Annotated in this window: 28 protein-coding genes and 1 tRNA gene; 11 read left to right on the top strand and 18 right to left on the bottom strand. The window is 66.6% G+C overall.

The features are described from left to right. Nucleotides 1–108: 108 nt before the first annotated feature. Complete coding sequence (locus ACW177_RS13960) at nucleotides 109–261, bottom strand: hypothetical protein (protein ID WP_183196055.1); 153 nt, start codon at nucleotides 259–261, stop codon at nucleotides 109–111. Nucleotides 262–475: 214 nt separating this feature from the next. Here ACW177_RS13960 and ACW177_RS13955 point away from each other — a divergent pair, with 214 nt between their 5' ends. Both ACW177_RS13955 and ACW177_RS13950 read left to right on the top strand, forming a co-directional pair. Next, the gene (locus ACW177_RS13955; protein WP_492028125.1) at nucleotides 476–637 is read left to right on the top strand and encodes a DUF1289 domain-containing protein; all 162 of its coding nucleotides are present in this window, start codon (nucleotides 476–478) and stop codon (nucleotides 635–637) included. A 69-nt stretch (nucleotides 638–706) separates the two neighbouring features. After that, on the top strand, nucleotides 707–1,231 hold the full coding sequence (locus ACW177_RS13950) for a retropepsin-like aspartic protease family protein (protein WP_492026278.1): 525 nt from the start codon (nucleotides 707–709) through the stop codon (nucleotides 1,229–1,231). A gap of 7 nt (nucleotides 1,232–1,238) precedes the next feature. On the opposite strand, the gene pgsA is transcribed toward ACW177_RS13950, so the two are convergent. From pgsA to ACW177_RS13930, 4 genes are read right to left on the bottom strand one after another with little or no spacing between them, the layout of a single operon-like run. Next, nucleotides 1,239–1,886 carry a CDP-diacylglycerol--glycerol-3-phosphate 3-phosphatidyltransferase gene (gene pgsA / locus ACW177_RS13945; RefSeq protein ID WP_492026277.1) on the bottom strand — a complete coding sequence of 216 codons (648 nt, stop codon included), beginning with the start codon at nucleotides 1,884–1,886 and terminating at the stop codon, nucleotides 1,239–1,241. Next, nucleotides 1,883–2,338 (bottom strand): PIN domain-containing protein, encoded by a 456-nt coding sequence (locus ACW177_RS13940; protein WP_492026276.1) that lies wholly within the window; start codon nucleotides 2,336–2,338, stop codon nucleotides 1,883–1,885. The genes pgsA and ACW177_RS13940 overlap by 4 nt, the downstream gene beginning before the upstream one ends. Further along, a complete protein-coding gene (locus ACW177_RS13935) occupies nucleotides 2,335–2,622 on the bottom strand; it encodes a type II toxin-antitoxin system ParD family antitoxin (protein WP_492026275.1) in 288 nt (95 codons plus the stop codon). Before ACW177_RS13935 ends, ACW177_RS13940 begins: the two co-directional genes overlap by 4 nt. A 43-nt stretch (nucleotides 2,623–2,665) precedes the next feature. After that, nucleotides 2,666–3,286 (bottom strand): carbonic anhydrase, encoded by a 621-nt coding sequence (locus ACW177_RS13930; RefSeq protein ID WP_492026274.1) that lies wholly within the window; start codon nucleotides 3,284–3,286, stop codon nucleotides 2,666–2,668. A 68-nt stretch (nucleotides 3,287–3,354) separates the two neighbouring features. Here ACW177_RS13930 and ACW177_RS13925 point away from each other — a divergent pair, with 68 nt between their 5' ends. Continuing rightward, a complete protein-coding gene (locus tag ACW177_RS13925; protein WP_492026273.1) occupies nucleotides 3,355–3,591 on the top strand; it encodes an antitoxin in 237 nt (78 codons plus the stop codon). An 11-nt stretch (nucleotides 3,592–3,602) separates the two neighbouring features. Beyond that, nucleotides 3,603–3,980 carry a PIN domain-containing protein gene (locus ACW177_RS13920; protein WP_492026272.1) on the top strand — a complete coding sequence of 126 codons (378 nt, stop codon included), beginning with the start codon at nucleotides 3,603–3,605 and terminating at the stop codon, nucleotides 3,978–3,980. A 6-nt stretch (nucleotides 3,981–3,986) separates the two neighbouring features. On the opposite strand, the gene uvrC is transcribed toward ACW177_RS13920, so the two are convergent. The 5 genes from uvrC to ACW177_RS13895 all read right to left on the bottom strand — a co-directional run bounded on the left by uvrC (nucleotide 3,987) and on the right by ACW177_RS13895 (nucleotide 8,762). Further along, nucleotides 3,987–5,852 carry an excinuclease ABC subunit UvrC gene (uvrC, locus tag ACW177_RS13915; protein WP_492026271.1) on the bottom strand — a complete coding sequence of 622 codons (1,866 nt, stop codon included), beginning with the start codon at nucleotides 5,850–5,852 and terminating at the stop codon, nucleotides 3,987–3,989. A 209-nt stretch (nucleotides 5,853–6,061) separates the two neighbouring features. Continuing rightward, complete coding sequence (locus ACW177_RS13910) at nucleotides 6,062–6,508, bottom strand: DMT family transporter (protein WP_492026270.1); 447 nt, start codon at nucleotides 6,506–6,508, stop codon at nucleotides 6,062–6,064. Nucleotides 6,509–6,539: 31 nt separating this feature from the next. Continuing rightward, a complete protein-coding gene (locus ACW177_RS13905) occupies nucleotides 6,540–7,394 on the bottom strand; it encodes an alpha/beta hydrolase (RefSeq protein WP_492026269.1) in 855 nt (284 codons plus the stop codon). A 52-nt stretch (nucleotides 7,395–7,446) separates the two neighbouring features. Continuing rightward, on the bottom strand, nucleotides 7,447–7,920 hold the full coding sequence (locus tag ACW177_RS13900) for an NUDIX domain-containing protein (protein ID WP_492026268.1): 474 nt from the start codon (nucleotides 7,918–7,920) through the stop codon (nucleotides 7,447–7,449). Nucleotides 7,921–7,949: 29 nt separating this feature from the next. Beyond that, on the bottom strand, nucleotides 7,950–8,762 hold the full coding sequence (locus ACW177_RS13895; protein WP_492026267.1) for a sulfotransferase: 813 nt from the start codon (nucleotides 8,760–8,762) through the stop codon (nucleotides 7,950–7,952). 262 nt (nucleotides 8,763–9,024) lie between these two features. Between ACW177_RS13895 and ACW177_RS13890 the strand changes: the two genes are divergently transcribed. From ACW177_RS13890 to ACW177_RS13870, 5 genes are all read left to right on the top strand, one after another. Continuing rightward, nucleotides 9,025–9,786 (top strand): SDR family oxidoreductase, encoded by a 762-nt coding sequence (locus ACW177_RS13890; protein ID WP_492026266.1) that lies wholly within the window; start codon nucleotides 9,025–9,027, stop codon nucleotides 9,784–9,786. A 4-nt stretch (nucleotides 9,787–9,790) separates the two neighbouring features. Next, complete coding sequence (gene folB / locus ACW177_RS13885) at nucleotides 9,791–10,189, top strand: dihydroneopterin aldolase (RefSeq protein WP_492026265.1); 399 nt, start codon at nucleotides 9,791–9,793, stop codon at nucleotides 10,187–10,189. A gap of 308 nt (nucleotides 10,190–10,497) precedes the next feature. Beyond that, the gene (locus ACW177_RS13880) at nucleotides 10,498–10,938 is read left to right on the top strand and encodes a hypothetical protein (protein ID WP_492026264.1); all 441 of its coding nucleotides are present in this window, start codon (nucleotides 10,498–10,500) and stop codon (nucleotides 10,936–10,938) included. Nucleotides 10,939–10,948: 10 nt separating this feature from the next. Then, nucleotides 10,949–11,332, top strand: coding sequence for a hypothetical protein (locus ACW177_RS13875; RefSeq protein ID WP_492026263.1), 384 nt, complete (start codon nucleotides 10,949–10,951; stop codon nucleotides 11,330–11,332). Between the two features lie 60 nt (nucleotides 11,333–11,392). Next, entirely contained in the window at nucleotides 11,393–11,677 is a 285-nt protein-coding gene (locus ACW177_RS13870; RefSeq protein ID WP_492026262.1) for a GNAT family N-acetyltransferase, read from the top strand. A 129-nt stretch (nucleotides 11,678–11,806) separates the two neighbouring features. On the opposite strand, the gene ACW177_RS13865 is transcribed toward ACW177_RS13870, so the two are convergent. From ACW177_RS13865 to msrA, 8 genes are all read right to left on the bottom strand, one after another. Then, complete coding sequence (locus ACW177_RS13865; RefSeq protein WP_492026261.1) at nucleotides 11,807–12,793, bottom strand: SDR family oxidoreductase; 987 nt, start codon at nucleotides 12,791–12,793, stop codon at nucleotides 11,807–11,809. A 67-nt stretch (nucleotides 12,794–12,860) separates the two neighbouring features. Next, a complete protein-coding gene (locus ACW177_RS13860) occupies nucleotides 12,861–13,178 on the bottom strand; it encodes a hypothetical protein (protein ID WP_492026260.1) in 318 nt (105 codons plus the stop codon). A gap of 118 nt (nucleotides 13,179–13,296) precedes the next feature. Further along, nucleotides 13,297–15,261 (bottom strand): glucans biosynthesis glucosyltransferase MdoH, encoded by a 1,965-nt coding sequence (gene mdoH, locus ACW177_RS13855; protein WP_492026259.1) that lies wholly within the window; start codon nucleotides 15,259–15,261, stop codon nucleotides 13,297–13,299. 151 nt (nucleotides 15,262–15,412) lie between these two features. Continuing rightward, complete coding sequence (locus tag ACW177_RS13850) at nucleotides 15,413–17,260, bottom strand: acyltransferase family protein (protein WP_492026258.1); 1,848 nt, start codon at nucleotides 17,258–17,260, stop codon at nucleotides 15,413–15,415. Nucleotides 17,261–17,323: 63 nt separating this feature from the next. Then, nucleotides 17,324–17,623, bottom strand: a complete 300-nt coding sequence (locus tag ACW177_RS13845; RefSeq protein WP_492026257.1) for a HigA family addiction module antitoxin — start codon at nucleotides 17,621–17,623, stop codon at nucleotides 17,324–17,326. Beyond that, entirely contained in the window at nucleotides 17,623–17,910 is a 288-nt protein-coding gene (locus ACW177_RS13840) for a type II toxin-antitoxin system RelE/ParE family toxin (RefSeq protein WP_492026256.1), read from the bottom strand. The genes ACW177_RS13845 and ACW177_RS13840 overlap by 1 nt, the downstream gene beginning before the upstream one ends. A 58-nt stretch (nucleotides 17,911–17,968) precedes the next feature. After that, nucleotides 17,969–19,291: a 2-oxoadipate dioxygenase/decarboxylase family protein gene (locus ACW177_RS13835; RefSeq protein WP_492026255.1), complete on the bottom strand. Its 1,323-nt coding sequence runs from the start codon at nucleotides 19,289–19,291 to the stop codon at nucleotides 17,969–17,971. 94 nt (nucleotides 19,292–19,385) lie between these two features. Further along, nucleotides 19,386–20,036 carry a peptide-methionine (S)-S-oxide reductase MsrA gene (msrA, locus tag ACW177_RS13830; RefSeq protein ID WP_492026254.1) on the bottom strand — a complete coding sequence of 217 codons (651 nt, stop codon included), beginning with the start codon at nucleotides 20,034–20,036 and terminating at the stop codon, nucleotides 19,386–19,388. A 140-nt stretch (nucleotides 20,037–20,176) separates the two neighbouring features. Between msrA and ACW177_RS13825 the strand changes: the two genes are divergently transcribed. Together ACW177_RS13825 and ACW177_RS13820 are read left to right on the top strand one after the other, a co-directional pair. Beyond that, nucleotides 20,177–20,266: transfer RNA gene (locus tag ACW177_RS13825), tRNA-Ser, on the top strand. Between the two features lie 341 nt (nucleotides 20,267–20,607). Next, nucleotides 20,608–22,776: a TonB-dependent receptor gene (locus tag ACW177_RS13820; protein ID WP_492026253.1), complete on the top strand. Its 2,169-nt coding sequence runs from the start codon at nucleotides 20,608–20,610 to the stop codon at nucleotides 22,774–22,776. The last annotated feature ends 15 nt before the right edge of the window (nucleotides 22,777–22,791 follow it).

Genomic DNA, 22,791 nt, shown 5'->3' with positions numbered 1-22,791 from the left:
TCCTTGGTTCGTCCCGTCATCGGACGCCGACGCCGCGTCACGCAAGCCCGGAATTGCAAAAGCCCCGGCGAAGGGCCGGGGCTGCTGCACGTCAGGCTTTCGAGGCCGTCAGCGTTTCTTGGGCGTATAGGGTACGAAGTTGGACGGGTGGCTGACCACACGTCCCGAGTTCGACGGCATATGCCGACTGTTGACCAGCATCCCGCCCCATAGAGCAAAGGACATCATGGCGTGTTGGAGGTTACGCTCCTTATCGTTCATCTTGGCGTCTCCTTTCCCAGAACGATGAAAAGAGACGCGTCGTACCTATGGGAATCTCACCCTCAGTCGTTTCGCGTCAGAGGCCAACATAGTCGATTTTCGGTTAATTGCAAATTTTTCGATCAGCAAGCGGAGTATATTTTGTGACGGTGTCACATTGAGCGAGGCCTCGCGTCCTGTCGGGCCGCCCAAGGCGATCGCGACCCCCTGCGTCATGGTGTGTGCTGTGGACGGGGCCAGCGGCCTTTGCCTGGGGTGTTTTCGTACCCTGAAGGAGATCGCCGGCTGGCGGGGCTTGAGCGATGCGGAAAGGGCGGCGGTGATGGCGGATCTGCCGTCCCGGCGTGACCGGATCGATCCCGCCAAGCTGGGCTAGGCGCGGATTAAGGTTTTGTCAGCCAAGTCGGTTCACGCCATTCCAACCTGGGTCCGATAGGCAGGGTCCATGATCCGCATCGACCTTCAGTCCGCCGCCGTGCTGGGCGTCGCCCTTGTGGCGTCGTTCGCGACGGCCCTGACGATCCGCCATCTGGACGGGGGCGAGGCCGCCATGGCCGCTTCGACGGGGGGCGTCTCGACCGAGGTCGCCGCGCCGGCGTCGGGGACCGCGACCCAGGTGGTGAAAGGGCCGGACGGCCACTATTGGGCCCAGGCCAAGATCGACGGCCGGGCGGTGCAGGTGCTGGTCGATACCGGCGCCAGCGTCGTGGCCCTGACCCGCGCCGACGCGCGCCGGCTGGGCGTCGATCCCGCGCCCGACGATTTCACCGGCAAGGTTCAGACCGCCTCGGGCGTCGTTCGCGCTGCGCCTGTCGAACTGAAGTCGATCTCGGTCGCCGGGGTCCGGGTGGACAATGTCGAGGCTTTGGTGGTCGAGGAAGGCCTGGCCTATTCGCTGCTGGGCATGAGCTATCTGGGCCGTCTGTCGGCGTTCGAGGCGACGCCGGCCGGGCTGACGCTGCGCCCCTGATACGGCTTCAGAGGTCCCGCATCTGGCGGCGGGCTTCGTGGAAATACTGCCAGCCGGTCCATAGGGTGATCACGGCGGCGAACCAGATCAGGAAGACGGCGAAGGACTCAAACGCCGGCTGCCAGGCCAGGGGCGAACCGTCGAGGTTCTGAAGTCCGAAGGCGCTCCACAACAGGGTCAGCTGAAGCGCGGCCAGGGCCACCATCTGCACCGTCGTCTTCCACTTGGCGGCCAGGGTGACGGGCAGTTCGATCCGCCCTGCCATGGTCTCGCGCAGGGCCGAGACCGCGAACTCACGGAACAGGATCAGGCCGCAGGGCAGGGCGATGCCCGGCAGGGAGCCGGACGCCAAGACGCCCAGGATGGCCCCGGTGATCAGCACCTTGTCCGCGATCGGGTCCAGAATGGCGCCCCAGCGTGTGGTCGAGTTCCAACGCCGAGCCAGGAAGCCGTCGACCCAGTCGGTCGAGGCGGCGATGACGAAGATCCAGAAGGCCCAGACCCCGAACTTCAGCTGAACCTCCGGCGACAACCAGGCGTCCAGCGCGCCCGGCGCTGCGCCGGCCAGCATGGCGAACATCACCACCCCCGCGAACAGGCGGATGCCGGTCAGGATGTTCGGAATGGGATTGGCGCGATGCGTGGCGGCGGTCATGACGGGGTCTCCAGCAGGGACGCAAGCAGGGGGTGGAGCGTCTCCGCGAACGGATTGGCGACGGTGACGCCTCGATAGACGAAGCCGTCCTGCATGTCTTCGGAAAGCAGAAGGCCGCATCCGGCTTCGGCGGCGGCGCAAAGGATGATGGCGTCCCAGATCTGATGCGGGTGCGCCGCAATCAATTCGAATGCAGAAAAGAGTATGTTCTCGCTGGTCGGGGGAATGACTGCGAGACGTCGCCAACTGTCTGCGATTTCCGCCGCCATGGCAGCCGTCATTCGCGCCTTTCCAGTAAGAACACGATGGAGCTCGCCCAGGCATTGGGCGGGTACAACCACCTGATGGTTGGCATGGAGCCGATCCACCACGCGCCGCGCCGCCGCCTCACGGTCAGGGCCGTTCACACCCTCTGCATACACCATGACATTGGTGTCGAGGGCGACCTTCAATCGTACAACTCGTCACGGGTCCACGGGCCAATGTCGATGGTGGGCATGGCGCTCCAACGATCCAGCATGGCCTTAAAGGCTAGTTGCCGACGCGCGCTTTCCTCCTTCTGGAGGCGATCTTCCTCGATACGCGCGGCGTCTGCGCTGCGGCGCGCCTGTTCCTGGTCCTGAAGCAGGCGCAGACCGTCCCGCACCACTTCACTGACGCTGGAATAACGACCTGAATTCACGCGGTCGCGCGCGAAATGTTCCAGCTCAGGCGTCAGATGAACATTGGTAGCCATGACGGGAACATAACAAGAATTGGGCGGTCTGGAAAGCAGACGCTTACGCCAACGGTTCGAACCTCGACTTGTTCGTCAGGGCGCGCAGGACGCCGTCGGCGATGCCGAAATGCAGGCCGGTCAGGGTCAGTTCACCGGCCGCCTCGCGCTCGGCGATCCAGGGGAAGGTGCGCAGGTTTTCGATGGACAGGCGGACGACGGCTTCTTCGGCGGCGCCTTCAACCTGGTCTTCGGACACTTCTTCAGCCACGCGGCGGACGACGGCCGCCCCTTGCGCCACCCAGGGGGCGACGAAATCGGCGCAGATGTCGGGGGCGCCGTTCAGCATGGCGTTGACCCCGCCGCAGTGAGCGTGACCCATGACGACGATCCGCTTGACGTTCAGCACCTTGACCCCGAACTCCAGCGCTGCAGACACACCGTGCAGCAGGCCGTCGGGCTCATAGGGCGGGACCAGATTGGCGACGTTGCGCACCACGAACAGCTGGCCGGGGGCCGCGTCGAAGATCAGGGCGGGGTCCGCGCGGCTGTCGGAACAGGCGACGATCAGGGTGTGCGGCTTCTGGCCCTGGGCCAGGGCTTCATACTCGGCGCGGGCGGCGGGCCAATGCTCGGTGCGGAACCGGCGGTAGCCTGCGGTCAGTTCGTCGTCGATGTCGTTCATGAGGCGCCTGTAGCGCTTTGAGCGGCGCTGATAAATCGTGTATACGTGTGTATACAGAGGAGCGCGCCATGCCCGTCACCAGTCGAACATTCCGTAGCGGCAACAGTGAAGCCGTGCGCCTGCCGAAGGAGTTTGCGTTCGGGCCGGGCGTCGAGGTCGAGATCGATCGCAAGGGCGACGTCGTGACCATTTCGCCCAAGAGAAAACCTGTCAAAGAGATGCTGGCCAAGCTTCGTAACCTGCCCAAGCCAGCCAGCATCGGTATCCGCCACGAGGTCGAGATTCCAGAACGTCCGGGTCTCTAGGCGTGGCCTATATGCTCGACACGAATGTCGCCATTCATCTACGGGATGGCGACACGCTGATCGACGAGCGGGTGGATGCCCTCGACCCGCCGCTTCTGTTGTCCGTGATCAGCCGTGTGGAGTTGGAAGCAGATCTTGGCCGGTTGGACGCAAGCACCGCAGAACGGCGGGCGAGGTTGGACGCCCTGCTGGAGGCCGTGCCGGTGCTTCCATTCGGATCTGACGAGGCGCAGGCTTACCGGTTTATCGTCGAAACCTGCGGCTTCTCACGACGCAAGGTGCTGGATCGGATGATCGCGGCGCAGGCGATCACTGCGGGCGCGACCCTGGTGACCCGTAACGGCGAAGACTTTCGCGACATTCCCGGCCTGACCCTGCTGGAGTGGTGAGGCGGTCTACGGCTGCCTGAAGAAGGCGTGGATGCGTTCGGCCAGGGCTTGGCTGACGCCGTCCACCTTGACCAGATCCGACACCGAGGCCCGGCCGACGCCCTTGGCGGAGCCGAAGGCGTGGAGCAGGGCCTTCTTGCGGCCGGGGCCGACGCCTTCGATCTCGTCCAGCGGGTTCTTCTTGATATCCATCGAGCGGCGCTTGGCGTGGGCGCCGTTGGCGAAACGGTGGGCCTCGTCGCGCAGCCGCTGGAGGTAATAGAGGGCCGGCGACTTCAGCGGCAGCATGAAGGGCGGTTTGCCGGGCATGAAGAACTTCTCCATGCCTGCGTCGCGGTCCGGCCCCTTGGCGACGCCGACCACGGCGATGTCGTCCAGGCCCAGGTCGGCCAAGACCGCCAGCACCTCGGCCAGCTGGCCCGCGCCGCCGTCGATCAGCAGCAGGTCGGGACGGACGGCGTCCTCGCCCTCTTCCTCGTCCTTGACCAGGCGGGCGAAGCGGCGGCGCATCACCTCGCGCATCATGCCGTAGTCGTCTCCGGGCGTCAGGTCCTCGCCGCGGATGTTGAACTTGCGATACTGCGACTTCTGGAAGCCGTCGGGACCGGCGACGACCATGCCGCCTACCGCATTGGTGCCCTGGATATGGGCGTTGTCGTAGATCTCGATCCGCTCGGGCCGGGTCTCCAGGCCAAAGGCTTCGCAGACCTCGTCGAGGATTTTCCCTTGCGCCGAGCTTTCCGCAAGGCGGCGGCCCAGGGCCTCGCGGGCATTGGTCAGGGCGTGACCGACCAGGGCCAGCTTCTCGCCGCGCATGGGGCGGACGATCTCGATCTTACGATCCGCCTTCATCGAGAAGGCTTCTTCCAGCAGTTCCAGCTCGTGCGGGCGGATGTTGGACAGGATCAGGCGCGGGATCGGCTTGTCCTCGTAGAACTGCCCCAGGAAAGCGGCCAGGATCTCGGGATCGGTGTCGGTCTTGTCCACGCGCGGGAAATAGGCGCGGCCGCCCCAGTTCTGACCGGCGCGATAGAAGAAGACCTGGACGCAGGCCTGGCCGCCGTCGGAGTGCAGGGCGAAGACGTCGCCCTCGGCCACGCTGTCGGCGCTGACGGAGTTCTCCATCGAGATGGCGGACAGGGCCCGGATGCGGTCGCGGACGCGGGCGGCCTGTTCGAAGTCCATCTCGTCGGAGGCGGCCTGCATCTCTTGCGACAGGCGGCCGATGACGGCGCGCGACTTGCCGCGCAGGAACTGTTCGGCCTCGGTGACCAGTTCGCCATAGTCCTCGAGCGAGATCAGGCCGGTGCAGGGGGCCGAGCAGCGCTTGATCTGGTGCAGCATACAGGGGCGGGTGCGGGTCTCGTAGACGCTGTCCGAACAGGACCGCAGCAGGAAGGCCTTCTGAAGGGTGTTCAGGGTCCGGTTCACCGCCCAGGTCGAGGCGAAGGGGCCGAAATAGTGGCCGGGCGTCGTGTGGGCTCCCCGATGTTTCTTCACCTGGGGCGCGCGGTGGTCGCTGCGGATCATCAGCTCGGCGAAGGACTTGTCGTCGCGCAGCAGGACGTTGAAGCGCGGCTTCAGCTTCTTGATGAAGTTGGATTCAAGCAGCAGGGCCTCGGTCTCCGACGCCGTGACGACCAGCTCCATCGACCGGGTCTGGGCCACCATCAGGCCGATGCGCTGGGTGTGGAACCTTCCTTGCGCGTACTGGACGATGCGCTTCTTCAGCGACTTGGCCTTGCCGACATAGAGGCAGGACCCGTCCTCGCCATACATGCGATAGACGCCCGGCTTATCGGGCGCCCGACGCGCCTCGTCGGCGATCAGGGCCGCAGCCGTCAGGTTCGAATCGAGCGTCTCCTCGGTCATCCGGGTGGATATAGGGGCGCGACGGCGTCTGCGTCACCTCTCCGCGCGCGAAGGCGCGGGGGGAGGACAGATCGCGTAGCGATCAGGAGGGGGCGACTCGGGCAGTGGTGATGACCTCGCCGGCTTCAGACACCGGGTCGCCCCCTCCTGGCGCTCGCTGACGCGATCGCCGGTCCTCCCCTTCGCCTTCGCGAAGGGGAGGTGAGATTTTACGACCGGCGTACCAGCAGCACGCCGGCCAGAACCAGACCCACGCCGGCGATGCGGCCCAGGTTCAGCGGCTGGCGCGGCACGCCCAGGGCGCCGAAATGGTCGAGGATCAGGCTGAGCAACAGCTGGCCGCCCACCATCAGGGTGATGGTCATGGCCACGCCCAGGCGCGGCACGCCCCAGGCGGCGGCGACGACGAAACAGGCGCCGTAGGCCCCGCCCAACCAGGCGTACCAGGGCAGGGCGCGGGCGGCGTCGAAGTCAGGCCTGGTCTGCATCAGGGCCGCCATGATCCCCAGCACCGTCGTTCCGACGGCGAAGGAGATGAAGGCCGCATTGACCGGCGAGGCGACGGCTGTGGCCAGCTTGGCGTTGGTCGGCGCCTGGAGGGCGGTGGCGCCCCCGGCCAGGACGACGACGATAATGGCGAGGAGCGAGGGGTTCATACGCCTTGGCTAGCACGCCCCTGGCCGTTTGCTAGCCCGAGATGAAGTGGGCGGCGCGTTCACCCTCGGGGTCGCCGGCGACGCCGAAGCCGCGGTTGATGGTCATATGGCTGTCGTCAGGGGCGGCGACGACATCGGCGCGGCCGCCGGCGCGGGTCAGGGCCTCGGCCAGGCCGCGGCTCTGGACGGCCGAATCCTGACGCCGGGCGACGTGGAAGATCAGGAAGGGCGGATAGGCGACGCCGGGTCGGACGCGCAGCGTCGGCGAAAGGGCGGCGGCCTGGTCGCCGAAAGCCTGGTCGTAGGTCTGGCCCAGCCACTGGTCGAGCCGGCCGTCCCCGCGCGGGGCGGTGGCGTCATAGCCGGCGCCGTCGAGCAGGATGACTCCCGCCAGATCCGACGGTCTCAGCCCCACCGCGCCCAGATAATCGGAGTCGATCCCGACCAGGGCGGCCAGATGGGCACCGGCCGAATGGCCCAGCAGATAGAGGGGGCGACCCGGCAGGCGGCGTTTCAGATCGGCGATGGCGGCGGCGACGTCCATGGCCGATTCGCGAGCGCTGACGGCGGGGGCCAGGCGATAGCTGGTCGAGGCCAGGGTCAAACCATGGCGTTGGGCGTAGGCGGGCAGTTCGCTGACCATCGCCCGTTCGCCGCGCGACCAGCCGCCGCCATGGATGAACATCAGGATCGGCCCGGTTCCACGGTCCGCATAGACGTCATAGGCCTGGAGCGGATCGGGGCCGAAGGTCCAGGTGTGGGCGGGGGCGACGGAACTGCGGCCGGAGTCGGTTCGCCGCCGCGCGAGGCGGCGCTGGGCCAGGGCTGGGGTCGACAGGGCGGCGAGGGTTAGGCCCAGCAGGGCCGCGCGGCGGGTGACGGGCATGGGATGTCCTTTCGTGGTCCCCAGAATAACGCCGTCCCGCAGGCGATCCGTCTCACCAATTTGTATCGGTTTGTACGCCGTCGAAGATTTCGGCCAGCCGCGCCCGCGTTCCTCGGTTCACATCCTCGGGCAGGGCGGAGGGATGGAACCAGCCGATCTCCGCGATCTCGCCCTCGCTGGACCGCTCGCCCAGGTCGAAGGCGTCGATGCGGAAGACCACCACATGATCGCCGGGGAAGAAGCGCTCGTTGGAATGGATGGAGATCAGGCGCGGCGGGGTGCGGGCGATCAGACCGGCTTCTTCCCTCAGTTCACGCACCACGGCGTCCTGGGTGGTCTCGCCCTTGTCCACCCCGCCGCCGGGCAGCCACCAGCCGGCCAGATAGGTGTGTTTGACCAACAGCACCCGCCCGCCCGCATCGACCGCCACGCCACGCACCCCGAGGGTCTTGCCGCGCGTCAGTCGCGACCAGACGAAGAAGAGGGGGCGGGTGAAGGGTTCGATGCGGGTTCGCCAGGTGCTCATGTCGCGATCTATGGCATCAGGGATCACCGCTAGGTCAAGGACCGCGCCGCAGCGCCCCGGTTGCGCATCAGATAGAGGGCCATGTCGCGCAGGCGGGGGAGGTGTTCCTTCAGGCGGCGACGCAGCGACGGGGTCTCTGTGTTGATGCTGGGTGTCAGGTCGGGCTCGACCTCGTCCAGAAGCTGCATCCAGGCGCGGTCAGGCTCATAGCCCAGGGCGATCAGCTCGTCGCCGAGATCGCCGTGACGATGCAATTGACCCTGGAGCCGGGGCAGGTGACGGCGCCAGGCGCCCAGGCTGGACGGACTGACGGGACGGATCAGCCGCATGGCCGGAACCCATTCCGCATTCGGCCTAACCACGCCGAGATGATAGTCCGAGAAGCGACGGACCGGTCGCAGCCAGGGCATGACGGTCATCAGCTCGGCCTGTACGAGGTCCGGCTCGGTCACCAATCGGCGATAATCGACGACATGAAAGCGCGGATGGCCCTGGGCGCGCGCGGCGGCCCGCGCGGCGCGGCGCCAGACCCGCAGATTGGTGAAATAGCGGCCGGGGTAGGCGGCGTGCTGGCTGGTGATGACCTCGCGCGGATCGCGGGCCAGGTAGATAACGTCCAGGCGGCGGTCCAGCTTCAGGATGGCGACGGCGGCATCCACCTCGCCCGGACATTTGGTGCAGATCAGGCGGCGGTCGCGCGGGACGGGACGGCGCAGTCGCTGTTCCGCCTCGACCGGTCCGTCGATGTCGAAACAGGTCAGGATCATGACGTGGAGCAGGGTGGTGCCGCTGCGGGGCGCGCCGGTGATGTGCAGGCGTCTCGGGCGGGGGGCGTCGTGCATTCTGGTCCTCTTGAAAGCGAGGCGCCAGTGAAGCGGAGCATTGCGGGCGTCGTTTGGTCATCCGGTATCGATGGTGTTTCGGTCCGGAGGCGGATGTTTCCCTAATGTGACGCGGGCAGGGATGACGGAAGGGACGCTTGAACCCCGGCGCCACTCGCTCTAATCCTGAAGGGCAACAGGAGCATAAACATGCTGGCGCTCGGCATTATCTTCGGCTTCATCGCCGTCATCGCCCTCATGAACCTGGTCGAGTTCGGCCGGGTTGACTGATCAGGCCCCCAGCGCCGTGCGGGGCGTCGCCCTGGTCACGGGCGGGGCGCGACGGATCGGGCGGGCCATTTGCCTGACCCTGGCCAAGGCCGGGTATGACGTGGCCGTGCATCACCACGCGTCAGGCGAAGACGCCCGGAAACTGGTGGACGAGATCGCGGGCCTGGGGCGGCGGTCGTGTCTGTTGCAGGCGGATCTGAAGGACGAGGCCAAGGTGCGCGCCCTGGTTCCGGCGGCGGCCGAGGCTCTGGGGCGGGTCACGGTTCTGGTCAACAACGCCTCGGTGTTTGAGGACGACCGGATCGGCGGCCTGACCCGCGAAAGCTGGGACCGGCATCTGGAGACCAATCTGCGGGCGCCGATCGTGCTGGCCGAGGCCTTTGCAGCCCAGACTGTCGAGGGCGTGATCGTCAATCTGCTGGATCAGAAGGTGTTGAAGCCGGATCCGCGCTTCTTCTCCTATAGCCTGTCGCGCAACGGTCTGTGGTGGGCGACCCGGACCCTGGCCCAGGCCCTGGCGCCGGGCATCCGGGTCAATGCCGTGGGGCCGGGGCCGACCCTGCCGTCGATCCACCAGACCCCCGAGGAATTCGCCGCCGAGGCGCGCGGCACCCTGTTGCAGACCCCCGGCAGTCCCGAGGCGGTGGCCGAGGCGGTGCTGTGGCTCATTGACGCGCGGATGGTCACGGGCCAGATGATCGCCGTCGATGGGGGCCAGCATCTGGCCTGGCGCACCCCGGACATCCAGGAGTAGTCGCGTGGTCCAGTCGTCGTCGGTGTCGCCGTTTCCGGCGGACGAGCCGCTGCGCTACGAGCGGCTGAGCGTCTTTGTGCGCGGGCTGGAGGTCGAGGCCGGGATCGGGGTCTATGACCACGAACTGGGGCGGTTGCAGCGGCTGGTCATCGACGTCACCCTGGAGCTGGCGCCCAAGTCCATCGAACGTCTGGGCGACACCATCAACTACGAGACCGTGGCCAATGCGGCGCGGGCCATCGCGGCCGAGGGGCATGTGGGCCTGGTCGAGACCTTCGCCGAACGTCTGGCGCGGGCCTGTCTGGAGGACCGGCGGGTGCAGCGGGCGACGGTGCGGATCGAGAAGCCGGGCGCCCTTCAGGCCGTTATCGCGCCGGGCTGCGAGATCGTGCTGGGGCGATAGGTTGCGTCGGGCCTTCCGCGCGGCCATTGTTGGTTAATAGTCCGGCCGTTTCGACGGCGTGAGAAAAAGCGTTCGATATCATGGCCGAACCCGGCGATCCGAAGGGCCCCCACGCCCAAGACGACGATCACGATCATGACGCCCATGTCGGTTTCGTCTCGCCCGCCTGCCTGGTCGGCGTGCCGCGGACGCCAGAGCCTAAGCCAGAGCCTAAGCCAGAGCCTAAGCCAGAGCCTAAGCCCGAGCCCGAACCAGAGGCCCGGCCTGACGCTCAACCCGAACCGGCGTTTGAACCCAGGATCGAGCCCATGGCGGCGCGTCCGCCGGAGCCGGAGCGCGATCTGTTCGACCCGCCGGAGCCGGCGCCCGTGACCCCCGCCTTCACTGCGGCGGCGACGCCTCGCTTCGCCCCCGCCGCACGACCGGCCCCGATGAGCCTGTACGCCGTCTATGTGCTGATCCTGCTGGCGGTGCCGACCCTGGGCCTGTCCGCCTTGCTGGCCCTGCTGGCGGTGACGGGCCGCGACGCGCCGGACGAGCCGCTGGCGGGCAGCCACTTCGTCTATCAGCAGCGCACCCTTTGGAGCGCAGCGGTGGCGGCGGTGCTGGGCGGGCTTCTGGTGATCGTCAATATCGGGGTCTTCGCCCTGTTCCTGCTGGCCCTGTGGGTGCTGGCGCGCGGCGCCTTCGGCGTCCTGCGGCTGAAGGCCGGGCGGCCGATCGACAATCCTCGCAGTTGGCTGTTCTGAAAGGGCGACCATGACGACCGAACCCAACTTCTCCGCCGGCCAGGAGCCGGAAGGCAAGGTCGCCGCCCTGATCGCCTGGGCCCTGTTCATCCTGTCGATCCCCAGCGCCAATGTGCTGGTGCTGGTCGGGCTGGTCGTGTCCTATGTGGCGCGTGCGACGGCGGTGGGCGTGGCCCGCCAGCATATCGACAGCCAAATCCGGCTTTTCTGGTCGGTCATCTGGTGGACGGTCGCGCTGTGGATCGGCGTCATCATCAGCATCCCTCTCGCCGCGATCGGCATAGGCATAATCACCGGCTTGCTATGCGGGCTGGCTCTGTTCCTGCTCAGCGTCTGGTTCACGGTGAAGAGCGTGCTGGGCTTGATCAATCTGCTGCAAGACAAGCCGATCTGACGCACCGTACCGATGGAACATCTCACCCCTCAAGCTGTTGAAGCGAAAAGGGAGTTGAGTATGGGACCGTTCACCGACGCCACAGAAGAGAACCGCTTCGAACAGGAGTTCGACAGCGAGGCCGGGCACGGTCGGGTCTGGGCCGACTACGCCGTGCGCGGCGGAGCCCGGATGATCCTGCACGTCGAGGCGGAACAGGGGCTGCGCGGTTCGGGCGCCGCCAGCCGGTTTATGCAGTCGATGGCCGAATACGCGCGTGAAAAGGGGCTGAAGCTGTTTCCCCGCTGCAGCTACGCCGTCGTTTGGCACAAGCGGCATCCCGACTACGACGACGTGCTGGCGTAAGGCAACGCGACCCATCTAAGGCCGTCATCCTCGCCCTTGTGGCGAGGATCCATACTCCCGATGTCCGACGTCAGAGACCGGGAGTATGGATCCTAGGGACGAGCCCTAGGATGACGAGGGGGGGGGGGCTTATCCCCCCGAATATCCGCCCAGGATCGGCAGGATCTCGCCGGTGATGAAGCTCGACATCTGGGGCGAGGCTAGGAAGACGTAGGCTGGAGCGATCTCTTCCGGCTGGGCCGGGCGTTTCATCACGGTCTCGGCGCCGAACTGGGCCGTCTTGTCAGCGTCCTTGTCCGCCGGGTTCAGCGGGGTCCAGACCGGGCCGGGGGCGACCACGTTTACCCGGATGCCGCGCGGCGCCAGATGCGTGCCCAGCGAGCGGGCGTAGGCGTGGATGCCGCCCTTGGTCAGGGAATAGTCCAGCAGGTCCTTGTTGCCCATCAGGCCCGTGACCGAGCCGGTCATGACGATGGCGCCGCCGGACTTCATGTGCGGGACCGCGGCCTTGGTCATGTTGAAATAGCCGTAGAGATTGGTCTTCAGCGTGCGGTCGAAATGCTCGTAGGTCAGGTCCTCGAAGGCGTTGACGTGTTCCTGGAAGGCGGCGTTGGGCACCAGGACGTCCAGACGGCCGAAGGCGTCCAGCGTGGCCTTGACCGCCGCCTCGGCGAAGGCCGGATCGGCGACGTCGCCCTTCAGCACCACGGCCCGGCGGCCCTCGGCCTCGACGGCGGCCTTGGTGGTCTCGGCGTCATTGTCCTCGTCCAGATGGCAGATGACGACGTCGCAGCCCTCGCGGGCGAACAGGACGGCCACCGAACGGCCGATGCCGGAATCGGCGCCGGCGATCAGGGCGGCGAAGCCCTCAAGCTTGCCCGATCCCTTCCAAAAGGGGGCGTCGTACATCGGGGCGGGGTCCAGGGCGCCCTCGTCGCCGGGCTTGGTCTGGTGCTGTTTGGGGAAGGGCGGCGCGGGATAGGTGCGGGCGCCGGCCTGGACGGCGTCAGAGGATTCGTCGCCGCCGGACTGCTGGTCCTTGGCGTCTATGTCGCGCTGGATGGCGCGTTCCTGGTCGGCGGTGTCGTTGGCGCGGGCGTCGAAGCGGTCGTCCATGACGGGTCTCCTGAAGACTGTTGGGGTCTTCAGGAAAGCGGTCGAGGCGGCGAGCCGTTCCCCGTTGTCAGCCGACCCGGCCGACGATGGTGCGGATGGTCTCGGCCCGGTTCGGAAGGTCGGCGGCGAGGCGCGCCGCGATTTCGCGCACCCCGACGGGATAGGCGTCGCCGCCCGAGGCGATGTCTTTCGCCTTTTCCGCCGCCTGGGTCAGGAGTTTTTCGAACTGTTCGATTTCTTCCAGCGCCAGGGCGTGGGCTTCGAGCTGGAGGCGTTTGACCCGTTCGCCCGTGGTCTCGGGCGCGCGCATCAGATCATAGACGGCGGCCTCGGCGCCGACGAGCCGCAGGTCGGGTTTGGAGTCTGCGCCGGTCTTCTTGGTCATGGAATCGGGTCCCCAGCAGTGCTGAGGCTGGAAGGTGAGGTTTGCGCGGCGTTACGTCGAGCTTGACCGTAGCGGTTATGGCGACGCTGTGGCCGCCATGCATCGGTTTCGCCTGGCTTTACAGCTCTGGCGCGCGGGCCGGGACCATGGCCGGGGCCGCGACCGGGGCCAGGACGCCGCCGGCGACCGCGCGCAGCGGCGAGCGCGGCGTGTGCAGGACGGCCGGATTGACGCTGACGCCGTCCTGGGCCGGGGTGACCAGGAAACCCTTGGCGGCCAGCTTGTCGCCCGAGCGGACGCGCGAGGTCCAGACGGTGATCGGGGCGGCCAGCAGCAGGGGCAGGACGATCGGGGCGAACCAGGTGGCCAGGTCGGGGCGGACGCACAGCGGGACCAGGAAGCCGACGCCGGCGATCATCTGCCAGCGCATGGCGCGGAAGGCGTCGGACCAGGCCAGGCCGTCCGCCTCGCGCTGCTGGGTGGTCCAGCCGGTGTCGTGGCCGGACAGGATCTGGATGAAGGCCTTGGTGTTGGCGACCATCAGGATGGGGGCCAGGATGGCCGACAGGGCGATCTCGGCGGCCATGCCCTTGGCGATGGCGCGACGCCCGCCGAAGGCGCGCAACTCGGCCGGTCGGCTGAGGACCAAGGCGGCGCCCATGAACTTGGGCCCGATCAGAAGCACGCCCGACAGGAAGGAGGCCAGCATGAAGGGGGTGAACTGGGGGTTCAGGATGTAGAAGAAGCTGGTCCAGTCGACCGGATAGAACATCTGGATGAACAGGCCGACCATCAGCGACGCCAGCCACAGGGGCGAGGACAGATAGGCCATGCAGCCCATGGCCAGCTGCAGGCGGCTCATCGGCGACAGCCCCTTGGCGCCGATCAGGCCCAGGTGCTGCAGATTGCCCTGGAACCAGCGGTGGTCGCGGCGGATGAAGTCGGTGATCGACGGCGGGGTCTCTTCCCAGGATCCGTCCAGGGCGGCGCTGACGTGGACGGCCCAGCCGGCGCGGCGCATCAGGGCGGCCTCGACCACGTCGTGGCTCATGATATGGCCGCCGAAGGGCTTGCGACCCGGCAGGTGGGGCAGGCCGCAGCAGGCGGCGAAGGCGCGCGTGCGGATGATGGCGTTATGGCCCCAGTAGCTGGATTCCGAACCGGTCCAGTAGGCCAGGCCCGCCGCGGCGACGCGGCCGTACAGGCGCACCGAATACTGCGACACGCGGGCGAAGATGGTGCGGGCCTTGATGATGACCGGGGCGGTCTGGATCAGGCCGATGCCGGGATTGCGCTCCATGGCGTCGACCATGCGCAGCAGGGTCTCGCCGGCCATGGTGCTGTCGGCGTCCAGGACGATCATATTCTCATAGGCGCCGCCGAAACGACGGATCCATTCGGCCAGGTTGCCGGCCTTGCGTTCGGCGTTGTCCGAACGGCGGCGATAGAAGGACCTGCAGCCGGCGGTCAGGCGGAAGGCCTGGAAGACCGAGCGTTCGGAGGCGGCGGCTTCTTCCTTGGTCGAGTCGCTCAGCACGAAGATGTCGAAGGCCGCAGCGGCGCCCAGGCGGGTCAGCGACTGGTCGATCATCGCCAGACGGGCGAAGGAGGCGCGAGCGTCCTCGTTGTACAACGGCATCAGCAGGGCCGTGCGGGTGCGCGGCAGGGCCGGGTGGGGGGCGAAGGCCAGGTCGGCCTGGTCCTTGCCGCGCAGCATGACGAACAGACCCATCAGGCCGCTGACGAACCAGCAGGAGATGGCGGTGATCAGCAGCATGAAGATGCCGAAGGCCAGGATCTCGGTGCCGTCCCAGCCCTTGCGGGCGTAAAGGTAGAAGGGGGTGATGGCTGACAGGCCGGTCAGGACCACGGTGCCGGCCAGCAGCATCAGACGGCGCAGGGCGACCGTGTGCGGCGAGGTGGCGGGGATCGCCTCTGCGACGGCGTCAGGCGCGGCCAACGACTGCACCGGCATGGCCAGCGGGGCTTCATCCGGCAGCCAGGACCAGGCCGGCCCTTGCGGAGCCGAGTTGATCGTCTCGAATTCAGCCTGTTCGACAGGCCGGATCGCCAGCTTGTTCATGCCGCTCTAGACGCCCCCGTGTTGACCGACCGCACTCCCGAAGGCAGGGAAGCAGTGGCGCGCTGCATTGCAGCACGACCCCTATAGTCGATCACATTCACGCGATTTTCAATCACGCAATGTTGATATAGCCAAAAAATATGGGGGATTTTTACCCTGGGCGTGTCGCAGGGTCGGCCACAGGCCCCGCAGAAGGCGAATCCGCTGCGTCTTGCAACAGTTTACGGTCCAGAACCCAGGCTGCAATCCCTACCCAGCAGACTAGGACAATGGCGTAGGCGCGCTCCCACCAGCCGACATTCGCATCGTTGACCGTGCCGGGGAAGACCAGGTGTTTTGTAACAACCGTCAGAATCGCCATGATGACAAAAGTGGCGGCGAGGAAGATTTTTAGCCGAGGCAGATCCCGTCGTGACGCCAGTCCCCACAGCAGCAGAACTGGGGCCAATTGGATGCCCAGGGCTAGGTTGATGACCATGTGGCGCGGGTCCGGCCAAGGATAGAGGGTCGAGGCGGACATGCCTGCTCCGGCCAGGACAAAGACCACGGCGATCACGGCGCCGGCGACCCGCTTTTCCGTCAGGGCGTAGACGGCCAGGCCAAAGCCGATCCCGGCCAGAGCCGCCATCACCCCGGCGACGAAGACCCCCCCGTTGAAGATGATCGGCGCCTGGGCCGTCGCCCCGCCCAGTTCGCTGAGATACTGGGTGGCGTTGTCGAAACCGGGATAGGCGGCGATGGCGGCGGCCACCACTGTCAGCGCCAGGAGTGGCGCGGCCACGCCGATGGCCAACAGGCGACGGCGGCGGTGATAGCGGGCGGGCGGGCGTCGCAGCGCCTCGAGGTCCAGCGGCCAGGGTCGGCCGTCCAGCGGTTTCAATCCCCACAGCGGCCGGATGGCGGGAATCCGCTTCACGACTTCATAGACGGCGAAACTGCCCAGGAAGGTGATCAGCAGCAGGGACAGGGCCTCCAGCCCCACCGGCAGACGGGCGGGGCGGATGATCCAGACCGCCGCGACCAGGATCGTCTGGTGCGCCAGATACAGGGGGAAGGTGGCCTCGGTCAGATAGGTCAGCACCGGCCCGCCGCGCGACCGCAGATGCCGGCTGCCGAAGCCCAGGATGGCGACGATCACCGCCCACTGGTCCAGGCCATAGACCATGGCCTTGGGCACGCCCCAGAAGGCCCGCCCGCCCGGATGCCAGACCTGGGCCATCATGATCGGCAGGGCGACCGCCGCCAGCCCCAGGGCGACCCAGCGATACCGCTCCATATCGCGCCAGATCGTCTCGCGCCCCACGATGCTGAAGCCGAAGACGAAGGCCCCCAGCGACAGGGCGTGATTGTACCAGTCCCAGTGCAGGACGTTCGTCACCCCGAACCAGGGAAACAGCAGGATGCGGATGGCGATCAGATAGAGGACCGGCAAGATCAGGACGCGCGGTCCCGCCAGCGCCTTCTCCAGCCACCCGCCGATGCGGTCGATCAGGCCCGGCCGGCGCCACAGCAGGACGGTGACGATACTGTAGGCGGCGATATAGACGATGAACCACAGGTGGTTGACCGGCACGCCGTCGGCCAGACCGCTGAAACTGAACTCATGCACCATCCAGGCGGCGAAACCGGCGAGCCCGCCGGGCCAGCCGGCCTTGTCCATCGCCTCGATCCACGACTGGATCGGCACCAGGATCACCGCGCCGAACAGCAGGGGCGGGACCAGCCGTTCGAACCGGGCGCGCGCCACCTCGCGCGGACTGCGCCGGAAGGTCATGAACCGCAGCGCCGCCCCGGACACCAGGAACAACAGGGTTAGCCGCCAGGGATTGGTGATCAGTATGGCTTCGCGCATCCACTCGAAGGTGTGGACGCTGTGCACGTGCCATCCATAGACCCCGTACACCAGGCCGACATGGTACAGGATCAGCAGGCCAAAGGCCCCGACCCGGATCCAATCCAGATCATAACGGCGCGTGGACGAGGGAGCGGAGGGGGGCACGGCCGCGTCTATGATCCGGTGCGCGGCGTCAGGCAATACAGGGACGATCTGGATAAGGGTTCGTCAAGCTGCGGCCAGCGGACGCACCTGGATATCCTGCTCGTGGGCGCGGGCCTTGGCGAGGTCATGCTTGGCCTGCATGCGCACCAGGGTGTCGGCGCTGACGCCGAACAGTTTTTCGAAGCGGATGGCCATTTCGGCGGACACCCCCGACCGGCCGTTCAGCAGATTGCTGGCGGCCTGACGCGTTACGCCGAGCGCGTCGGCCAAGGCCGTGACGCTCAAATTCCGGGGCGTCACGAGCTCGTCGCGAAGCCAGGCGCCGGGGTGAACCGCGAATGCGGAATGAAGTCGGACAGTCATCAGTGATAATCCTCCAAGTCCATGTCCTCGACCGCGAGGGCTTCGTTGATTCGGAAGGTGAGACGCCAGTTTTTGGTGAGGGTCAGGGACCAGGTTCCCGCACGATCGCCCGTCAACCGGTGTGCGCCAAAGTTGGGCGGCGCCAGCAACTCATCTTCCGTGGCGATGGCGTCGAGATAGGCGAGGATATTGGTGATCCGGCCTACCAGCGCGGCGGGCAGGCCCTTGGCTTTTCCCGTTTCCGCGAAATGCCGCAAGGCCTTGTGCCTGATGCTTTCGATTTCCACGCCGCCAACTTCACGCCTATCATGACAACTGTCAAGTGACGGTTGACAGGCTTCGAGGTTAGGCGGCCGCCGTGTTCAAACCCAAGGCCTTCAGCGTCGCGGCGGCTGCCCCCTCCTGCTCCGCCTGATACAGCGCCATTTCGTCCAGCACCGAACGGCCCAGGGCCTGTTCGAAATCGGCCTTGGCCGGATCGACGGCATAGGCTTCGCGCACCTCGGCGCCGAGGTTGGACTGGAAGATCCCGGCCGCGCTGACGGGCAGGAAGTCCTCATAGGTGATCGGTTCCGCGACGACGTGTCCCAGGACGATCAGGGCCTCCAGGTCGGTCGTCTCCGCGCGCCCGGCCAGGCCTTGCGGCGTCGCGCGATAGCGGAACCAGGCCAGGCCGTTGCGGCGCAGCGCCGTCCAGTCGTCGGGCAGGGCCGAGAAGTCTTTGCTCGCCAAGGCCGCGTCATACAAGGCGCGTCCGGCGGGGGTCAGGGCGCAGCCGCGCTGCTCGATCTCGCCGAAGCGGGCGGTGTGGACCCCCTGGACGGCGCCGTCCGCGCCGGGGAAGGCGATGGCCTCCTGCAGGGCCTTGAAACTGGTCTGGCGCAGCAGGATGGGGCAGGCGCGGGCGGGCGGACCCTCGATCGTCTCCTTGGGCGTGATGCCGCGTTCGGGCATGGCCGCCTGGGCGGCGTCGATGTCCAGGGTGCGCGGCGTCAGGTGGTTGATGTGCGGGCCCTTGAAGCTGACCACATCGGCGATCAGCCGGTGGGCCGCGACCAGGCGCTCATAGGTGGCGGCGCTGACCGTGGCCTCGGCGTGCCAGCGGAAGGTCTCCAGCAGTTCGGACACGAAAAGGTCGGCCTGATCCTCCTCCAGTCCGCCGGCGGTCTCGGCCGTCTCGATCAGGGCGCGAGCGCCGGGGGTGAAGATGTCGCGCCGGGCCAGGGCTGCGGCGGCCTCCTGACGCAGGCCTTCGTCTTCGATCAGCTCCAGCCGCAGCAGGGAGCAGAAGACCCGGAACGGATTGCGCGCCAGGGCCGCCGGATCGACCGGGCGGAAGGCGGTCGAATGCACCGGCACCCCTGCTGGGGCCAAGTTGTAATAGCTGACGGGCGCCATGCCCATGACCGCAAAGGCGCGGGCGATGGTGGCTAGTTCGTCCGCCGTGCCGACGCGGATGGCGCCGTGACGCTCTTCCGACAGGCGGGCCAGTTCGCCGGCAGCGGCCAGACGCTCCGCTCCGGCCGGATCGGCCTTCAGCACCTGCGAATTCACCTCCGACACCAGGGCCAGCAGCTCGCCGTACTGGGGCACCTCCGCCCGGTACATGGCGGACAGGGCGGCCGAGAAACGGCTGCGGATCTCATCGGGGTGGACGAAGGCGGACATGAGCGGCTCCCTGGACCTTTTCGCCGTTCCCTACGCCTGTCGGCCGCCGACGCCTAGCCGGCGGCCAAAGGACATTTCGCCCGATACCGGGTGATCAGGCCTCGACGCCGACTCCGATGGGGCAGACCACGCCGGTCCCGCCGATGCCGCAATAGCCGGCCGGGTTCTTGGCCAGATAGCCCTGGTGATAGGCCTCGGCGTAGAAATACTCGCCCGCCGGTTCGATCTCGGTGGTGATCGTTCCCCGTCCCGCCTTGGTCAGGGCCGCCTGATAGGCGTCGCGCGACGCCTCGGCTTCGGCCTGCTGTTCGGCGTTCAGGGTGTAGATGGCGGAGCGGTAGGTGGTGCCCACGTCATTGCCTTGGCGCATGCCCTGGGTCGGGTCGTGATTCTCCCAGAAGGCCTTCAGCAGTTCGGCATAGGTGATCACCTGGGGGTCGAACACCACCTTGACCACCTCGGTATGGCCGGTGCGGCCGGTGCAGGTCTCCTCATAGGTCGGATTGGGCGTGATCCCGCCCGAATAGCCGGCCGAGGTCACCCAGACGCCCGGCGCCGACCAGAAGATCCGTTCAACGCCCCAGAAACACCCCATGCCGAAGATCGCCGTCTGGAACCCCTCGGGATAGGGGCCCTTCAGCGGATTGCCGCTGACATAATGGATGGTGTCGGTCGCCAGCGGCTCTGCGCGGCCGGGCAGCGCGGTCTCGGCGGTGGGCAGTTCGGCGCTCTTCTTGAACAGCATCGGGGTGGCTTTCGTAAGGAAAATGACGTCAGCGCCTATATGGGGATGTCAGAGGCGCTTGCCGAGGGGGCCATGGTGTTCTATCAGGCCCGCCTCCCGCCGGATCGACCTCCGGCGGCGCGCAAGACGTGGCGTGAAACGGACAGGTGGCGGAGTGGTCGATCGCGCACGCTTGGAAAGCGTGTGTAGGTGAAAGCCTACCGAGGGTTCGAATCCCTCTCTGTCCGCCACGCGGCAAAAATAATCGTCTAAATCCGCCGACCTGCGCTTCCGTCCCCTTCTTGGTCCAGTTCCCGAAGCCTTTTTCCTCATATGGCTCGCCGGCCTTCCGGCCTTCGGCAGGACGCGCCGCTTTGAGGCTGGCGCACTCATTCGCATCGGGAACGACCGATCCTCGCAGGCGTGACGCCGTGCCGGGCTCCCTGCAACCGAGCGGCCTCACAGCGGTCGTGGGTGTCAAAGATGTTCATTCTTTCATGAATGATCGTTGACGAAGCCGGCCTTCGGTGAAACACCTTTGTTTATGGCGACGGAGATCGCCCGGGAAACACCAGCGAGAAGGGGGCCTTTCATGGGTCGCAGCATTTGGATTTCGAGCTCAGCCTTGGCACTGATCTGGTGCGGGGCGGCTCAGGCGCAGCAGGCGGTTCCGGAACCGGACACGAGTCCGGCGCTGGAGGAGGTCGTGGTCACGGCCGAGCGCCGCACCAGCAACCTGCAGCAGACGCCGATCGCGGCGACGGTCTTCGGTGGCGAGCAACTGCAGAACAAGGGTGTGACCAACATCGAATCTCTGCAGTTCGCCGCACCGTCGGTGACCGTCCAGAACTCGGGTATGGGCAACAGCTTCAACATCCGCGGGATCGGCAAGACCGAGAACTCCTCGAGCATCGGCGTGGGGGTCATCACCTACCGCGACGGCGTCGCGGTCTTTCCGGCCTATCTGCAAAACGAACCCCTCTACGACATCGCAAGCCTGGAGCTGCTCCGCGGTCCCCAGGGGACGTTCGCCGGCCAGAACGCGACCGGCGGAGCGGTCTTCATCACCGAGAAGAACCCTGATCTGGCGGGCGTCGGCGGCTATTTCACCGGTCAGTTCGGCAACTACGACCACGTCCGCCTGCAAGGCGCATTGAATGTGCCGGTCACCGACACCCTTGCGGTGAGACTGGCTTTCAACACGGACCAGCGAGACAGCTTCTATAATGTCGTGGAGGGCGCCCCCACCGAAGGCGAGCCTGGCGCGGTGGACAACCAGAGCTACCGCGTCAGCGTCTTGTGGCAGCCGACCGACGCTCTGCGCGTCCTGTTCAAGACCGACTATAGCAAGCTGGATCTCGGGGGCTATCCCACCACCCCCGTCGGCTCGACGGACGGTCTGTTCGACATCCGCACTAACGGGCCGTTCGCGGCGCAGGACGAGATGCTCCGGTCCGTTCTGAACATCAGCTATACGTTCGACAACGGCATGATCCTGCGGTCGATCTCGGGCTATCAGGACGGGAGTTCGCTGGTCGATTCCGATACGGACGGAACCGCGACCCTGCCGTTCACCTCCCACATCGATGTGAGCCAGAGGCTCTGGTCACAGGAGTTCAACCTGATCTCGCCCGACACCGGCTCGCTGCGCTGGATCATCGGGGCCTATTATCAGGATGATCTGATCACCTTCCCCGAGGGCGGGTACATCACCACCCAGTATCTGTCGTCGACCATGCCGCTTCTGATTGCGACCACTCTTGAGGGCCGCAATCCGAAGACGACCGCGGCCGCCTTCGGCCAGGTGAGTTATGATCTCACAGACCGGCTGGAGCTTCAGGTGGGGGCGCGTTTCTCGCGCTCGACGGTCGAGAACGAGGCCGTCAGCGCCATCCCGGCCCTGGGGCTTTCGATTACCCAGGACGACCGGGTCGTGGACGAGAAGGTCACCGGCAAGGTCGCGCTGAACTGGACGCTGGATGAGGACAACTTCCTCTATGGCTTCGTGGCGACCGGCTACAAGGCCGGCGGGCTGAACGGCCCCAACATCCTGGGCGTCACCCCGGGCGCTTTCGAGGGCGAGGAGGTCGTCGACTTCGAGGCGGGCTGGAAGGCCACCATGCTGGGCGGACGCCTGCGGACCCAAATCGGCGGCTACTACAACATCTACGAGAACTTCCAGGTCATCATCGGCGATCCGACCACCCCGACCATCACCACCATTTCCAACGTGGCCGGAGAGACGAAGATCTATGGTCTCGAAGCCTCGGCCCAGGGGCGTTTCGGCGCGCTCGGCATCGACGCCGGATTGTCGCTGTCGCACTCGGAGCTGGGGGACTTCTTCGCCATTGACCAACGGGGCTCGCTGACTGGCGGGTGTGACCCGGACACCGGTCCGGCCTCGGCGAACTGCGTCAATGTCGGCGGCAACGCCCAGACCTATGCGCCGGAGATGACGGTCAATCTGGGCCTCGAATACGACTTCGCCGTCGCCGGCGGCGTACTGACGCCTCGCGTCGATTACAGCCACATCTCCGAGACCTTCGGCACCATCTTCGCCAATGAGGCCCTTGGCGACCGGCTGGAACCTCGCAACATCGTCAACGCCCAGCTGACGTTCGAACCCGCAGGAGGCGCCTGGAAGCTGCAGGCCTACGGCACCAATGTCTTCGACGAGGAATACATCGGCGCCGTGAAGAGCGGACAGCGCTACGCGGGACCACCGCGCCAGTATGGCGTCCGCATTACGCGCAGCTTCTAGACGCCAAGGCGGGAG

The sequence above is a fragment of the Brevundimonas sp. AVps23W genome (genome assembly GCF_058681395.1).
Note: the sequence above shows the minus strand (reverse complement) of the source record. Positions and strands in the feature narration are given on the sequence as shown.